Genomic DNA, 13,093 nt, shown 5'->3' with positions numbered 1-13,093 from the left:
GGTTAGGGCAATTTTGCCCTTGCTGTAAGCCGGTAACGGTTATGCTGCTATAAACTTTAGCATTTTAGACCTGTTTATGTCGTCAGCTTTATGTTGCCAACATGCTTTGGCGCGATACAGGAATGGGGCAGAGCGCCGGATTACGGCTTAACTGCTTGCAACACATTGCGCTAAGCTCTGCACTAATAAGTAACTTCAATTACGCCACCTGCCCGGGCTATCCCATTGACCACTTGGCCGGATTGCGTTCGCGCCTGGGCCGGCTGGCCTTCGCTGGCAGTGTTGAGTGCCTTTCCTTCGCTACTGATCTGAAAACCGGCGCCTTCCGAGACCAATCGCACGATTTGCCCTTGCTGGACTGCGGGCAGGCTGCGCACGGAATCCTGCCGTAATGGGGTGCCAACCGGAATCGATACAGAGCTACTTTTCCCAACGGCTTGTGCAGCAGCGGTAATAATCCCAGGTGGTAGCAACGTCAAGTCACCCTGCAAAACCGTAAGGTCGTCTGCCGCGATGATTTGCCCTTGCGAGATTGGCTTAGTGGTGGCGATATAGTCGGCTATTACGACAATGTTAGCTTGGACATAAATAGTCCACGGCACAGGTGCTGTGCACTTTGCGCCTACCGTTGTTTTGCCCCAAAGCTTACCGCCCCGGGGAACAAAAGGTTCCAGCGCGGCACAGGCCGTCAATGAAAGGCGAGGGTCAATCGGACCTATGACTATTTTTACCTTGCCGGGCAAGCCGGCTGTTTGCGATTGCAGAAAATGCTTGATCGCCTGCTGGGTAACAGCTGCATTTTGCATTTGACCATTGGCTTGTGCCATTACCATCGTGACGGGCAAAAGCAACAGGAGTAATGCGATGAATTTTTTCATGCGGAGGATTTTTTGGGCGACAAATGAAAAACTTGGCTAGCTAAGACTTTCATCGGGCTTTCACGCATGAAGGTCGAGGATGAAATATTCCGTGAATTTATACTAGAGCAGGTATTTTTCAATGCTGCAATAAACGATTGCGTAAAGTAAGCATTATTTTAATATACTCCCACTAAAATATTCAGAAAAATAGTTCGTGGGCGGGAATGACGGTGACGAGAATATGGCAGGCGCGTATCAGATGCGTTGGTTAAAAATATTTAAGTCACATATTTTAACTGCATGTTGGGTTCTTACATGTTTGCCTAAATGGAAGAAAAGACTGTTCTTCTTATTCTTTATCGGCTGATTGATGCTGTAAGACATCATATAATATTGTGATGATCAAAAAATGTAATCGACATCAAGTACGATAATTTGCGGAGATGATGATGGTTGGAAGACTGGATAACTATTTAAGCTTCAATGAAGCGTCACTGAATTTACGTGCGCAGAGGCAGCAATTGTTGGCATCAAACATAGCAAACGCCGATACGCCCAATTACCAGGCACGCGATATCGAGTTTTCAAGCGCCTTGAAAAATGCGTTATCGCGCAGTGGTGAATCCACTGTAGGACTGGCAAAGACGGATGTCGCGCATCTCGCAGGAAAGGCCGATGGTCTCGCTGGGGTTCCATTGCTATATCGTCCTGTGCAACAGGGCAGTATAGATGGCAATACAGTTGATATGGATGTTGAGCGCACCCAATTTGCCGATAATGCAATTCGTTACGAAGCAGGTTTGACCATGATCAGTGCGCAAATCAAGAAAATGTTAACTGTCATTCAAGGGTAATTGCCATGTCCTTATTTAATATCTTTAATGTTGCCGGCTCCGCAATGAGTGCGCAAGCGAAACGACTTAATGTAGTTTCCAGCAATCTTGCCAACGTAGATAGCACGACCAGTTCGACCGGAGCGTTCTACAAGGCAAAGCAGGTCGTTTTCAGTGCGACGCCGGTGGGCAGTCTGGAGTCCAGCGGCGTCAAAGTGCAGCAGATTGTTGAAGATAATTCTCCGCCCAGGCTGGTCTTCAATCCGAAGCATCCGATGGCGGACGAAAAAGGCTATGTGGCCATGCCCAATGTGAATGCTGTGGATGAGATGGTCAATATGCTGTCCGCATCCCGTTCCTACCAAACCAATGTAGAGACCATGAACGCAGCCAAGACCTTGCTGCTGAAGACGCTCACTATTGGTCAATAACCGGGAAAATCATGACTACCATACAAGATAATACTGTCTCGGCTGCTTTGATGGCTGAGATGAATGGCACAAAAAGCACTACAAGCGCTAGCAGCGTTGGTGAGACGTCGGACCGTTTCATGAAGTTGCTGGTTGCGCAGATGAAAAATCAGGACCCCTTGAATCCTTTGGACAATGCGCAAGTGACCAGCCAGTTAGCCCAGTTATCGACGGTAACGGGCATCGACAAGATGAATGCGACTCTCGAAAGTTTGATCGGCAGTTATCAATCGAGCCAATCGCTGCAGGCCGCCAGCATGATCGGGCGTGCTGTCGTCGTGCCCGGGAATACCTTGTCTTTGAGCGATGGCCAGGCAGTGCTTGGGGTGGAACTCGACACCCCTGCCGACAGTGTTGTAGTGTCGGTCAAGGATGCCTCTGGCAGACTTGTAGATACCTTGAACTTGGGTGCGATGGATGCGGGCGTCAATCCGTTGACGTGGGATGGTGTGGGTACCGATGGCACAACCCTGGCAAACGGCACTTATAAATTTGAAGTCGTGGCTACGCGTGCAGGGCAAGGCGTGGTGGTAACCGCACTTGCTGTTGGTGAGGTTTCCAGTGTTAGCACCAGCGCCAAGGGTGTATCGCTGAATCTGTCGGGGATGGGTTCGGTTGGGATAGCAGATGTACGTCAGATTCTTTAAGCCAGTTGTAACCACTACGAACACACGGAGAAAAAAATGAGTTTCCAACAAGGCTTGAGCGGACTGAATGCGGCATCGAAAAACCTGGAAGTCATCGGCAATAACGTAGCGAACTCAAGCACCGTCGGATTCAAGCAGTCTCAGGCGCAATTTGCTGACGTATTCGCAAATTCCCTGACGGGCGCAGGCGCTTCACAAATTGGTATCGGCACCAAGTTGAACACAGTGGCGCAGCAATTTACACAAGGAAACGTTACTGCATCGAATAATCCGATGGATATCGCCATTAACGGCGGCGGATTTTTTGTCATGGACGTTAATGGAGCACCATTTTATTCGCGCAATGGCCAGTTTCAGCTGAATAAAGAAGGTTACATAGTCAATGCGAACGGTGCTCGTCTGACTGGAATACCTGTTGACGCCAGTGGAAATCTTCCGACTTCCGGTGGTTCTCCCGTACCGTTAAAAATCAACACTGGGGACCTCGCGCCACGACCGACCGGAGGGGCGGCGGCGCCATTCAAAGCGATTCAGACGCTGCTTAATCTAAACTCGGGTTCTGTAGTGCCCACAGTGGCGTTTGCTCCTGCCGCTCGCGTTCCTGCAAGCTACAATGAATCAACCTCGGTTTCTGTTTTTGATAGCTTAGGGAATTCGCACATGCTGCAAACGTTTTATGTAAAAATGGCCACTGCCGGAGAATGGGAGGTTCATGCCGTTTTAGATCCCGATCTGACAGGCAGCACAGCTGTTAAGCTTGTTCCCAACCTTACTTTCAATAACTTAGGTCAGTTGACAACGCCAGCGCCAAACATTCCTGTTCCTATCACAGGTCTCGCATATACCAACGGTGCAGCCCCCCCGAATTTGACAATCGATTTCACAGGAACCACGCAATTCGGCTCCAAATTCAATGCAAAAAGTACCCAGGATGGCTTCTCATCCGGCCGCTTGTCAAGTTTTACTACTGGAGCCGATGGCACTATTACCGGCACTTACACTAATGGCAATGCCGCTCCGCTTGGCAAGGTGGTGCTGGCCGATTTTACTAACCCGAATGGACTCCAATCGCTCGGAAATAATCTCTGGGCCGCCACTGCCGCTTCCGGCAATGCCTCGGTAGGTTCGCCTAATTCTGGAAGCCGCGGTGTCTTGCAATCTTCTGCGGTAGAAGAGTCGAATGTTGATCTGACCGCCGAGTTGGTCAACATGATTACCGCGCAAAGGATTTATCAGGCGAACGCCCAAACCATCAAGACGCAGGATCAAGTGATGCAGACCTTGGTTAACTTGAGATGATTTTGCGCTCGCATGCTGAAATTGGCGATTTTGGCCTTGGCATTAATGGTGCGTTGATATTCTTTGTAAATGGCATTGAGGAGACCGCATGGACCGCATGATTTATACCGCGATGACAGGCGCCAAGCATATCCTGGAGCAGCAGGCAAATAATTCACACAATCTGGCGAATGCAACAACCACCGGTTTTCGTTCGCAGATAGATGCGTTCAGGGCAGTTTCCGTCATCAGTGAAGGCTTGCCTACGCGGGCATTTGTGGTCGACTCAACGGTCGGCACCGATTTTAGTCCGGGTCCCATCCAGCAAACCGGGCGTGCCCTTGATCTGGCAGTGCAGGGAAACGGCTGGATCGCGGTACAAAAAGACGATGGAAGCGAGGCTTATACCCGTCACGGAAGTCTGAAATTGAATGAAAATGGGGTCTTGCAAACGCATTCCGGTCTGAGCGTAATGGGCGATGCGGGTCCGATCAGCATTCCACCCGACGTTGCCATAACAATCGCCAAGGATGGCACCGTATCGAGCGTTCCGGTCGGTGGCCAGTTGTCAGCCGTGACAGTGCTGGGTCGGATCAAGCTGGTTAATCCGCCTGAGGATACTTTGGTGCGTGGTGAGGATGGGTTGTTTGTGCTGAAAGATGGCAACCCGGCAGATGCTGATGCAGGCGTCACCGTCCTGAGTGGAGCGCTCGAAGGCAGTAATGTAAATGTCGCCGATGCCATGGTCAACATGATCAGTTTGGCACGCCAGTTCGAGATGCAGATGAAATTAATACAAAATGCCGATACCAATGCCAACAAGGCAAGTCAAATTCTGAACTTGTCATAGCTGTGGCAATTGATTAGCTTGTGAGGCTTCGGCGCATTCGGCGTGATAGTGTGAGTATATTTTATACACGTAATGAATATGTGCGGTAATCGTTATGAAAATGGCGATACTCCTTGTTTTATGAAAATCGTTGTGTTCTGAGCTTGGTTCGTGACTTTTGTAGATAAGTGCTTAACATCAGTTAATAACTGATGTTAAGCACTTATCCTGAGCACAGATTGAAACGACTTTTGTAGGTTGGGTTAGCGGTTTCATCGCGTAACCCGACATTTGCGGCTGGGAATGTCGGGTTACGCTATCGCTGACCCAACCTACTGATTCAGATTCGTTTTGCTTGTGAAGTGCGTAACATCAGTTATTAACTATTGTTGTTGATGGCCAATCTGGAGATTTAAATGATTCGTTCCTTATGGATCGCAAAAACCGGTCTTGATGCGCAGCAGACGCAGATGGATGTGATTGCCAATAATCTGGCCAATGTCAGCACTAGTGGCTTCAAGCGCTCACGCGCAGTATTTGAGGATTTGTTGTATCAGACCCTGCGCCAGCCTGGTGCGCAGTCATCGCAACAAACACAATTGCCCTCCGGCCTGCAGATTGGTACTGGTGTGCGCACCGTCGCAACAGAACGAATTTTTACCCAAGGCAACCTGCAACAGACTGGCAATAGCAAAGACATAGCTATTCAGGGTGAGGGATTTTTTCAAGTGTTATTGCCAGATGGCACCACTGCATATACCCGCGATGGCTCGTTTCAAGTCGATAGCCAAGGGCAATTAGTCACCGCAAGCGGTTTTGCGATACAACCGTCGATGACCATACCAGCGGACACACTCAGCATCACAGTTGGCCGTGATGGCACCGTATCGATAACCCAGCCTGGTTCAACAGCACCGGTGCAAGTAGGCTCGCTGCAACTGGCAACTTTCGTCAACTCGGCCGGTCTGCAAAGTATGGGTGAAAACCTGTACGCCGAAACAGCGGCTTCCGGCACAGCCAACACCAATACGCCGGGCTCCAATGGCGCCGGATTGATTTCGCAGGGCTACGTTGAAACCTCGAATGTGAATGTGGCGGAGGAATTGGTCAACATGATTCAGACCCAGCGCGCTTATGAAATCAACAGCAAGGCAATCTCAACTTCTGATCAGATGCTGCAGCGGCTCACTCAACTATGAGATCTGAGTATCAAGCATTAACAATTTATTGGACGCGTTTTTTGTGGTCAGTGCATACCATTGCCATGCGTGGAGTTAAGGCAGTTTGTCAGTTGCGAGGCGCTACTGCCCTGCAGGCAATCAGTTTGGCGGTAATAGTGTCCGGCTGCGGTGTAACACCGAATTCGATTGTTTTGCAGCCAACGACGGCCAAACCAATATCGCCATCGGTTCTGCCGCAAGCAAACGGCGCGATATTTCAGAGTGCCGCTTATCGCCCTTTGTTCGAGGATCGGCGGGCGCGCATGATTGGCGATATTCTCACCATCGTCATCACTGAAAAAACCAGTGCCGGCAAGGCGTCGGCAAACTCTAGCAGCAAATCGGGAAGCACCAATTTCGCAGCGCCATTATTATTTGGTAGAACCGCGGCGGTTGGCCTGCAGGCCAGTTCAGCCAATAAACTCGATGGCAAAGGAGCAGAGACTGCAAGTAATAATTTTACAGGCACCTTGGGCGTCACCGTGGTTGACGTGCTGCAAAACGGTAATTTGGTGGTTAGCGGCGAAAAGCAAATTGCCTTTGATGGAGGCGCCGAATTCGTACGGTTCTCCGGTGTGGTTAGTCCGGACATGATCAGCGCCGGCAATATTGTATCTTCAACCAAGGTTGCAGATGCACGGGTTGAATACCGCACTAATAGCCAACTCGATAGCGCGCAAGTGATGTCATTGCTTAGCCGATTTTTCTTGAGTTTTATACCACTGTAACTCTGGTTTCTGGATTAAAAATGCAATACTGGAAAGTCAGAACTTCGTCTTTTGCACTAAAAGTAGTAGCGACAATGTTCGCAATAGCATGTCTGCATGTGAGCCCACTGGCGCACGCAGAACGGCTTAAGGACCTTGCCAGCATTCAAGGGGTACGACAAAATCAACTGATCGGTTATGGTCTGGTGGTCGGTCTCGATGGTAGCGGCGACCAGACAACACAGACGCCATTCACCGTGCAAAGCGTGGTCAGCATGTTGCAACAGTTGGGCGTCAACCTGCCTTCTGGCGTCAATTTGCAACTGAAAAATGTTGCTGCCGTTGTTGTGACTTCTTCCTTGCCAGCATTTGCACAACCTGGTCAAACCCTGGATATTACGGTTTCCTCTATGGGTAACGCCAAGAGTCTGCGGGGTGGAACATTGCTGATGACGCCCTTAAAAGGTGCTGATAATCAGATTTATGCGATGGCACAGGGCAATATCGTCGTCGGTGGCGTGGGCGCTTCTGCCAACGGCAGCAAGGCGCAGATTAATCACCTGAGTGTTGGGCGTGTTTCTGCTGGTGCAACTGTCGAGCGGGCAGTTGCTTCTTCTCTCGGAGAAGGCAATGTCATTCATCTGGAACTTAATAGCACCGATTTTTCAACTGCCAGTCGTGTGGTCGCGGCAGTAAATCAGCATTTCGGCGCGGGTACCGCAGCAGCTGTGGATGGCCGGGTTATTCGTGTTCGCACGCCGCAATCGAGTGATGCGCGCGTGTCGTTCCTGGGCACATTGGAAAGTTTGAATGTAAATCCGGCGCAATTGGCAGCGAAGGTGATTTTGAATGCGCGAACAGGCTCGATTGTCATGAACCAATCCGTCACCCTGGACAGCTGCGCCGTGGCACACGGCAATCTATCGGTCGTTATCAAATCCGAACCGGTGATAAGTCAGCCCGCTCCCTTCTCAAAAGGCCAGACCGTGGTGACCGGAGTGTCGCAGATAGAGATAAACAAGGAGCCTGGGCAAGTGCTGATGCTCAGGGCCGGCGTATCACTGGTCGAAGTCGTACGGGCCTTAAATGCCATTGGCGCCACCCCCCAGGACTTGGTAGCCATTTTGCAGGCAATGAAAGCTGCAGGCTCTCTGCGTGCTGAGCTTGAAATAATATAGGACGGTTCTCATGATTAATCAGAGTGATCTATCCGGAAAACTCGCAATTGACGCAAATAGCCTGAATGATTTGCGCCAACTCTCGAAACAGAATTCTCCTGAGGCTTTAAAGGCAACGGCAAAACAGTTCGAGGCCTTGCTCATGGGTATGATGCTCAAGAGCATGCGTCAGGCGAGCGCGCAAGATGGTGTCTTTGATAACGAGCAGAGCCGGATGTATACATCCATGCTCGATCAGCAACTCAGCCAGACCTTGGCCAGTAAGGGCTTGGGACTGGCAGATGTGCTGACGCGACAATTGTCCAATACGGTTGCGGCGCCGCAGTCATTGTCAGAACAAGTTGCGCAACTTGCCTCTAATTCGGCTTCTGTTTCTCCATCTGCAATCAACATGCAACCTGCGATAAAGGCCTATCAAAAAACGGTTGATGCAGTGATAGGCGCGAAAAAATTGGCTTCTTCCTTGCCATCGCATGTCCAGGCCTTTCGTGATCAGCTTTTATCGCATGCGGAAGTGGCAAGCAAGGCAACCGGTATTCCTGCCAAATTCATGCTGGCGCAAGCTGCGTTGGAAAGTGGTTGGGGACGCAAGCAAATCGTTGGCGCCGATGGCACCGTTAGCCATAATCTGTTCGGCATCAAGGCTACCGGAGGCTGGAAGGGGCGGGTGGTCAATGTTTCTACAACCGAGTATGTGAATGGGGTGCCGCAGCGGCAGATGGAAAAATTCCGTGCCTACGATTCTTATGCGGATTCTTTTCAGGATTACGCAAACCTCATGCGCAATAATCCGCGTTATGAAAACGTGTTGGCTAACGCCAGTGACGCAAAAGGTTTTGCACAAGGATTGCAACGTGCCGGTTACGCAACAGATCCCCATTACGCCGACAAGGTGATGCGCATTATTAATACTTCGTTATCTGGCTAATTAACCGCGCAACCGCGGCAAGTCGGACGGCATTCATGTTTAAAATTCCCCGGCGTTAAAGATTCCACCCCGCATGTCGAAAACCAAGATACTTAGTTACAGCAAAAAAGAGAACAGACATGGGATCCAGTATATTAAGCATCGCTCAAAGCGCGCTCGCTGCTGCGCAAGTCGGTATTAGTACAACCGGGCACAATATTGCCAATTCCAAAACCCCGGGATACAGCCGGCAGGTAGTGACGCAGAGCACGGCAACAGCACAAAATTACGGCTATGGATTTGTTGGTCAGGGCACCGAAATATCCTCCGTCAAGCGCATCTATAGTGATTATCTTGGTGATCAAGTTAATTCCGCACAGTCTTCCTACAGCGGATTAAGCACCTACTATAATCAGATTAGCCAGATTAATAATATGCTTGGCAACTCTTCAACAGGTCTGTCGCCGGCAATTCAAGATTTTTTCAAAGGGATAAATGATCTCGCCGCTAATCCGAGCTTGGTGTCGGCGCGTCAGGCCACGTTATCTTCCGCACAGGCGCTAGCCTCCAGTTTTCAATCAATGGATGTGCGCTTCGATGAAATACGCCAAGGCGTCAATCAGGAAATTGCAGGCACTGTAGACACAATCAACAGTTATGCAAAACAGATTGCCGAACTCAATGCCACCATAAGCAAGCTGCAAGGCGCTACCGGCAATAACGTTCCCAATGATTTATATGATCAGCGCGACCAACTGGTGCAGAACTTGAGCGAAGAAGTCAAGGTTTCTGTGGTCAAACAAGACGGTGGCAATTACAGCATATACATTGGCAATGGCCAGGCTTTGGTGGCCGGGGTGCAGTCATATAATTTGGCGGCAACCGGCACTCAGGACTTTGGCGTCAGTTACCAACTCGGGGCGACTACCGTAGCCTTGGCAGAAAGTAGCTTGAATGGCGGCAAACTGGGCGGCCTGTTCGATTTTCGCAGCCAGATATTGGGTAAGGCGCAGGATGCTTTGGGAAGTCTTGCAGAATCGATTGCAACGACATTCAATGATCAGCATAGAAGCGGGGCGGATTTAAAAGGGAACCCCGGAGAAAATTTCTTTAATTTTGAAACTGGTTTAGGCGCAAAATCTTTCAGTGTTGCCATTACGGACACCTCCAAAATTGCCGCCGCAGCACTTGTGTTTACTGAACCCGGATCTTTAAACACTGGATTGGGAAAGATTAGTGCCGCTGTTGTCAGTACCACACCGGCCACCTCACCTCCGACAATTCCAACTGCATCTCTGACATACAACGCATTATTAATCCCCCCAAATTTCACTGTCTCAATAACTAATCCAGATGGATCATCTACAGTCTCTACAGTCTCTTATCCAGATCCAACTGCACAACCGATTAAGATTGGTGATGTAAGTTTCACTATCACAGGCAAACCAAGTGATAAAGATACTTTCACAGTAGGCTCAAGCACCAGCGGCGTAGGCGACGGCACCAATGCCTTAGTATTGGCGGGATTACAGACATCGATTCATGCAATCGATGGCATCAGCACTAAGACCACTTACCAAGGCGCTTACTCTCAATTGGTCAGTCTGGTTGGCAACAAAACCAGGGAGGTTCAAGTTACTGGCGAGTCGGAGAAGCAGCGCTTGTCATTGGTAGTGCAGTCACAGCAAAGCGTGTCCGGCGTCAATCTTGATGAGGAAGCGTCAAATTTACTGCGTTATCAGCAAGCCTATCAGGCAGCCGGCAAAGTGATGCAGATTGCCAGCGACATGTTCGATGTTTTGCTGAGCCTCGGTCGATAAGGAGAATTTATTATGCGCATCAGTACCAATACCATGTATGACGTAGGGTCCGCCCGCATCAGTGAGTTGCAATCGGATTTAGCCAAAATGAATCAGCAAGCATCTTCCACTCGCAGAATCATGACGCCGGAAGATGATCCGGTCGGCGCTGCGCGGGCTGTGGTCGTGACGCAGGCCCAGTCGGTGAATAAACAATTCGGTGTCAATCGCCAGAACGCTCAAAGTGCTCTCAATGCTGAAAATGGCGCGCTAGATAGCGTTGTAACCTTGTTGCAGGATGCCCAATCTATAGTGGTTCATGCAGGCAATGGAACATTGACCGATACCGACCGCGGTTATCTGGCAACGGAATTGCGTGGGCGTTATGAAGAATTGCTGGGGCTGGCAAATACCAAGGATGGCACCGGCAACACGTTGTTTGCAGGGTATCAAACGTCATCTGAGGCATTCGTAGAAGTTACTACGACCGATCCCGTAACAACTACTGTGACCAAAGCAGTCGAGTACAAAGGCGATCAGGGGCAACGGATGTTGCAGGTCGATACTTCGCGAAAGATGGCCTTGAGCGATACCGGCGAAGTGGTGTTTGGCAGCGGTGGCAGCAGTGTATTCAAGGCTCTGGACGACATCATCAAGCTATTGCAGACCCCGAAAGCGAATGTTGTTGCCGCTGACATGACCAGGGCTAGCGGAGCTCTGAACAACTCCTATGAAAAAGTACTGGATGTCCGCACTTCGGTCGGAACACGTCTGAAGGAATTAGACTCGCTCGACGACACCGGCGCGGATCGGGAAATACAGTACCAGACCACATTGTCGCAGTTGCAGGATTTGGATATGGTGAAATCTTTCAGCGACATTGCACAGCTAAAATTCGTACTCGAGGCGGCGCAGTTGGCTTACGTTAAAACCACTTCGTTATCTTTGTTTAACTTTATCAGCTAGTTTTTTTTATCTATCCTGTCAGCGCTTTAGCACAGATGCTGTCGTTGATATTTGCCTGACGCTTTCAAACGCCTCCTGAAACAGTTTTTCCAGTGGCACTGCCAAATAGGGTAGTGCCACTGCGATAAGGATGAATCCAACGCTCAAGGTTACCGGGAAACCTATTCCGAAAATATTCAATTGCGGCGCGGCACGGGTCAGGATGCCCAGCGCAATGTTGGTGATCAGGAGCGCCGCCAGAATAGGCAGTGACAGTTGTAATCCCGCGCTGAAAATCTTCCCACCCCAAATCGCAAGATGATAAAAGCCTTGTGCCTCCAAAGGTGCCGACACGATAGGTAGCGTCAGAAAACTCTCCGCCAGCGTTGAGACCAGCAACAAATGGCCATCGATTGCAAGAAACGCCAACGTCGCAATCAATGCGAAAAACTGGCCGATCGCAGTCGATTGGCCGTGTGACTGCGGGTCAAAGAAAGTGGCGAAACTTAGCCCCATGGTCATGCCGGTAAGAGCGCCTGCCATTTCCACTGCTGCAAATATGATGCGCATTGCGAATCCCATAGCCAGCCCAAGAATGAACTGCTGGGCCAGTATCAACAATCCTTGAAACGAGATTGGGTCCAGCGCAGGCAAAGCCGGCACCAGCGGCGCGATGATGATCGATAAAAAAAATCCAAATCCAATCTTGACTTGTACGGGCACACTGACATTGCCAAAAATGGGCGCAGCAGCAACCAAACCGAGGATACGACTTAGAGGCCATATCAAGCCTGCAATCAATGCGTTTAATTCAACACTGGAAAATGTGACCATTATTATTATTATTGAGAGTTATTCTGCGCAGATGCCGTGCAGTGAGTAATATGCCGCAAAATAATATGCTTCATATGAATACAATCGTGTGTATTTTTTGGAATGTACTGTTTTATTGCGGAATATGGCTATATTTTAGCTATACTCCCATGTGAATTTTTAAATCTGTGTGTTGGGCTTCGCAAGCTCAGCGCCAACCTACAGCTCAAAGCATTCTGCGGGGTCAACCATTCTCCTGTAGGGGCGGGTTCCAAACCCGCCCTTTCCCCGCCAAAGTTGCGATGTCGGCCTAAGAATTGCGTTTCTTTGAAGTTATCCGGACAAATTCGATATGCCGGTAAACACGCTTCGCATGTAATCCAGCATGATTGAAAGCATCCACGGTCCGGCAATGATTAAAGCTACAAATATGCCTACCAGCTTCGGGATGAATGACAACGTTGCTTCATTGATTTGCGTGGCGGCCTGGAAAATACTGACTATCAAGCCAATTATCAGCGCTGTGAGCAGCATTGGTGCGGCAACCATCAATGTGATCTCCATTGCATGACGGCCCATCGACATTACGCTTTCAGGTGTCATGGCG

General features: G+C 49.8%; 14 protein-coding genes. 11 read left to right on the top strand and 3 right to left on the bottom strand.

Annotated elements, in window-relative coordinates; translation table 11 throughout:
* Nucleotides 1-182: 182 nt before the first annotated feature.
* Entirely contained in the window at nucleotides 183-878 is a 696-nt protein-coding gene (gene flgA / locus KGFNPO_RS10215; RefSeq protein WP_472631189.1) for a flagellar basal body P-ring formation chaperone FlgA, read from the bottom strand.
* Nucleotides 879-1,309: 431 nt separating this feature from the next.
* Here flgA and flgB point away from each other — a divergent pair, with 431 nt between their 5' ends.
* From flgB to flgL, 11 genes are all read left to right on the top strand, one after another.
* Entirely contained in the window at nucleotides 1,310-1,714 is a 405-nt protein-coding gene (gene flgB, locus KGFNPO_RS10210) for a flagellar basal body rod protein FlgB (RefSeq protein WP_472631188.1), read from the top strand.
* A gap of 5 nt (nucleotides 1,715-1,719) precedes the next feature.
* A complete protein-coding gene (gene flgC / locus KGFNPO_RS10205) occupies nucleotides 1,720-2,124 on the top strand; it encodes a flagellar basal body rod protein FlgC (RefSeq protein WP_472631187.1) in 405 nt (134 codons plus the stop codon).
* Nucleotides 2,125-2,135: 11 nt separating this feature from the next.
* The gene (locus KGFNPO_RS10200; RefSeq protein ID WP_472631186.1) at nucleotides 2,136-2,810 is read left to right on the top strand and encodes a flagellar hook assembly protein FlgD; all 675 of its coding nucleotides are present in this window, start codon (nucleotides 2,136-2,138) and stop codon (nucleotides 2,808-2,810) included.
* A 36-nt stretch (nucleotides 2,811-2,846) separates the two neighbouring features.
* A complete protein-coding gene (gene flgE, locus KGFNPO_RS10195) occupies nucleotides 2,847-4,109 on the top strand; it encodes a flagellar hook protein FlgE (protein ID WP_472631185.1) in 1,263 nt (420 codons plus the stop codon).
* An 88-nt stretch (nucleotides 4,110-4,197) separates the two neighbouring features.
* Nucleotides 4,198-4,938 (top strand): flagellar basal-body rod protein FlgF, encoded by a 741-nt coding sequence (gene flgF / locus KGFNPO_RS10190; RefSeq protein ID WP_472631184.1) that lies wholly within the window; start codon nucleotides 4,198-4,200, stop codon nucleotides 4,936-4,938.
* Nucleotides 4,939-5,333: 395 nt separating this feature from the next.
* A complete protein-coding gene (gene flgG, locus KGFNPO_RS10185) occupies nucleotides 5,334-6,116 on the top strand; it encodes a flagellar basal-body rod protein FlgG (RefSeq protein WP_472631183.1) in 783 nt (260 codons plus the stop codon).
* A 65-nt stretch (nucleotides 6,117-6,181) separates the two neighbouring features.
* The gene (locus KGFNPO_RS10180) at nucleotides 6,182-6,865 is read left to right on the top strand and encodes a flagellar basal body L-ring protein FlgH (RefSeq protein WP_472634450.1); all 684 of its coding nucleotides are present in this window, start codon (nucleotides 6,182-6,184) and stop codon (nucleotides 6,863-6,865) included.
* 74 nt (nucleotides 6,866-6,939) lie between these two features.
* Nucleotides 6,940-8,022 (top strand): flagellar basal body P-ring protein FlgI, encoded by a 1,083-nt coding sequence (locus KGFNPO_RS10175; protein ID WP_472634449.1) that lies wholly within the window; start codon nucleotides 6,940-6,942, stop codon nucleotides 8,020-8,022.
* A gap of 10 nt (nucleotides 8,023-8,032) precedes the next feature.
* Nucleotides 8,033-8,950 carry a flagellar assembly peptidoglycan hydrolase FlgJ gene (gene flgJ, locus KGFNPO_RS10170; RefSeq protein WP_472631182.1) on the top strand — a complete coding sequence of 306 codons (918 nt, stop codon included), beginning with the start codon at nucleotides 8,033-8,035 and terminating at the stop codon, nucleotides 8,948-8,950.
* Between the two features lie 119 nt (nucleotides 8,951-9,069).
* Nucleotides 9,070-10,749 (top strand): flagellar hook-associated protein FlgK, encoded by a 1,680-nt coding sequence (gene flgK / locus KGFNPO_RS10165; protein WP_472631181.1) that lies wholly within the window; start codon nucleotides 9,070-9,072, stop codon nucleotides 10,747-10,749.
* Between the two features lie 12 nt (nucleotides 10,750-10,761).
* Complete coding sequence (gene flgL / locus KGFNPO_RS10160) at nucleotides 10,762-11,694, top strand: flagellar hook-associated protein FlgL (RefSeq protein WP_472631180.1); 933 nt, start codon at nucleotides 10,762-10,764, stop codon at nucleotides 11,692-11,694.
* Nucleotides 11,695-11,712: 18 nt separating this feature from the next.
* Here flgL and fliR read toward each other — a convergent pair whose 3' ends face one another.
* Both fliR and fliQ read right to left on the bottom strand, forming a co-directional pair.
* Nucleotides 11,713-12,507, bottom strand: coding sequence for a flagellar biosynthetic protein FliR (fliR, locus tag KGFNPO_RS10155; protein WP_472631179.1), 795 nt, complete (start codon nucleotides 12,505-12,507; stop codon nucleotides 11,713-11,715).
* A gap of 312 nt (nucleotides 12,508-12,819) precedes the next feature.
* On the bottom strand, nucleotides 12,820-13,089 hold the full coding sequence (fliQ, locus tag KGFNPO_RS10150) for a flagellar biosynthesis protein FliQ (RefSeq protein ID WP_472631178.1): 270 nt from the start codon (nucleotides 13,087-13,089) through the stop codon (nucleotides 12,820-12,822).
* Between the last annotated feature and the right edge of the window lie 4 nt (nucleotides 13,090-13,093).

It is taken from the genome of Gelidimonas diazotrophica (assembly GCF_055694025.1).
This window is presented reverse-complemented; position numbering and strand designations above follow the sequence as displayed.

Excerpts from the sequence above, each read along its gene's own strand:
- flgA (WP_472631189.1), bottom strand. The coding sequence starts at position 878 with ATGAAAAAATTCATCGCATTACTCCTGTTGCTTTTGCCCGTCACGATG.
- flgB (WP_472631188.1), top strand. The coding sequence starts at position 1,310 with ATGGTTGGAAGACTGGATAACTATTTAAGCTTCAATGAAGCGTCACTG.
- flgC (WP_472631187.1), top strand. The coding sequence starts at position 1,720 with ATGTCCTTATTTAATATCTTTAATGTTGCCGGCTCCGCAATGAGTGCG.
- KGFNPO_RS10200 (WP_472631186.1), top strand. The coding sequence starts at position 2,136 with ATGACTACCATACAAGATAATACTGTCTCGGCTGCTTTGATGGCTGAG.
- flgE (WP_472631185.1), top strand. The coding sequence starts at position 2,847 with ATGAGTTTCCAACAAGGCTTGAGCGGACTGAATGCGGCATCGAAAAAC.
- flgF (WP_472631184.1), top strand. The coding sequence starts at position 4,198 with ATGGACCGCATGATTTATACCGCGATGACAGGCGCCAAGCATATCCTG.
- flgG (WP_472631183.1), top strand. The coding sequence starts at position 5,334 with ATGATTCGTTCCTTATGGATCGCAAAAACCGGTCTTGATGCGCAGCAG.
- KGFNPO_RS10180 (WP_472634450.1), top strand. The coding sequence starts at position 6,182 with ATGCGTGGAGTTAAGGCAGTTTGTCAGTTGCGAGGCGCTACTGCCCTG.
- KGFNPO_RS10175 (WP_472634449.1), top strand. The coding sequence starts at position 6,940 with ATGTTCGCAATAGCATGTCTGCATGTGAGCCCACTGGCGCACGCAGAA.
- flgJ (WP_472631182.1), top strand. The coding sequence starts at position 8,033 with ATGATTAATCAGAGTGATCTATCCGGAAAACTCGCAATTGACGCAAAT.
- flgK (WP_472631181.1), top strand. The coding sequence starts at position 9,070 with ATGGGATCCAGTATATTAAGCATCGCTCAAAGCGCGCTCGCTGCTGCG.
- flgL (WP_472631180.1), top strand. The coding sequence starts at position 10,762 with ATGCGCATCAGTACCAATACCATGTATGACGTAGGGTCCGCCCGCATC.
- fliR (WP_472631179.1), bottom strand. The coding sequence starts at position 12,507 with ATGGTCACATTTTCCAGTGTTGAATTAAACGCATTGATTGCAGGCTTG.
- fliQ (WP_472631178.1), bottom strand. The coding sequence starts at position 13,089 with ATGACACCTGAAAGCGTAATGTCGATGGGCCGTCATGCAATGGAGATC.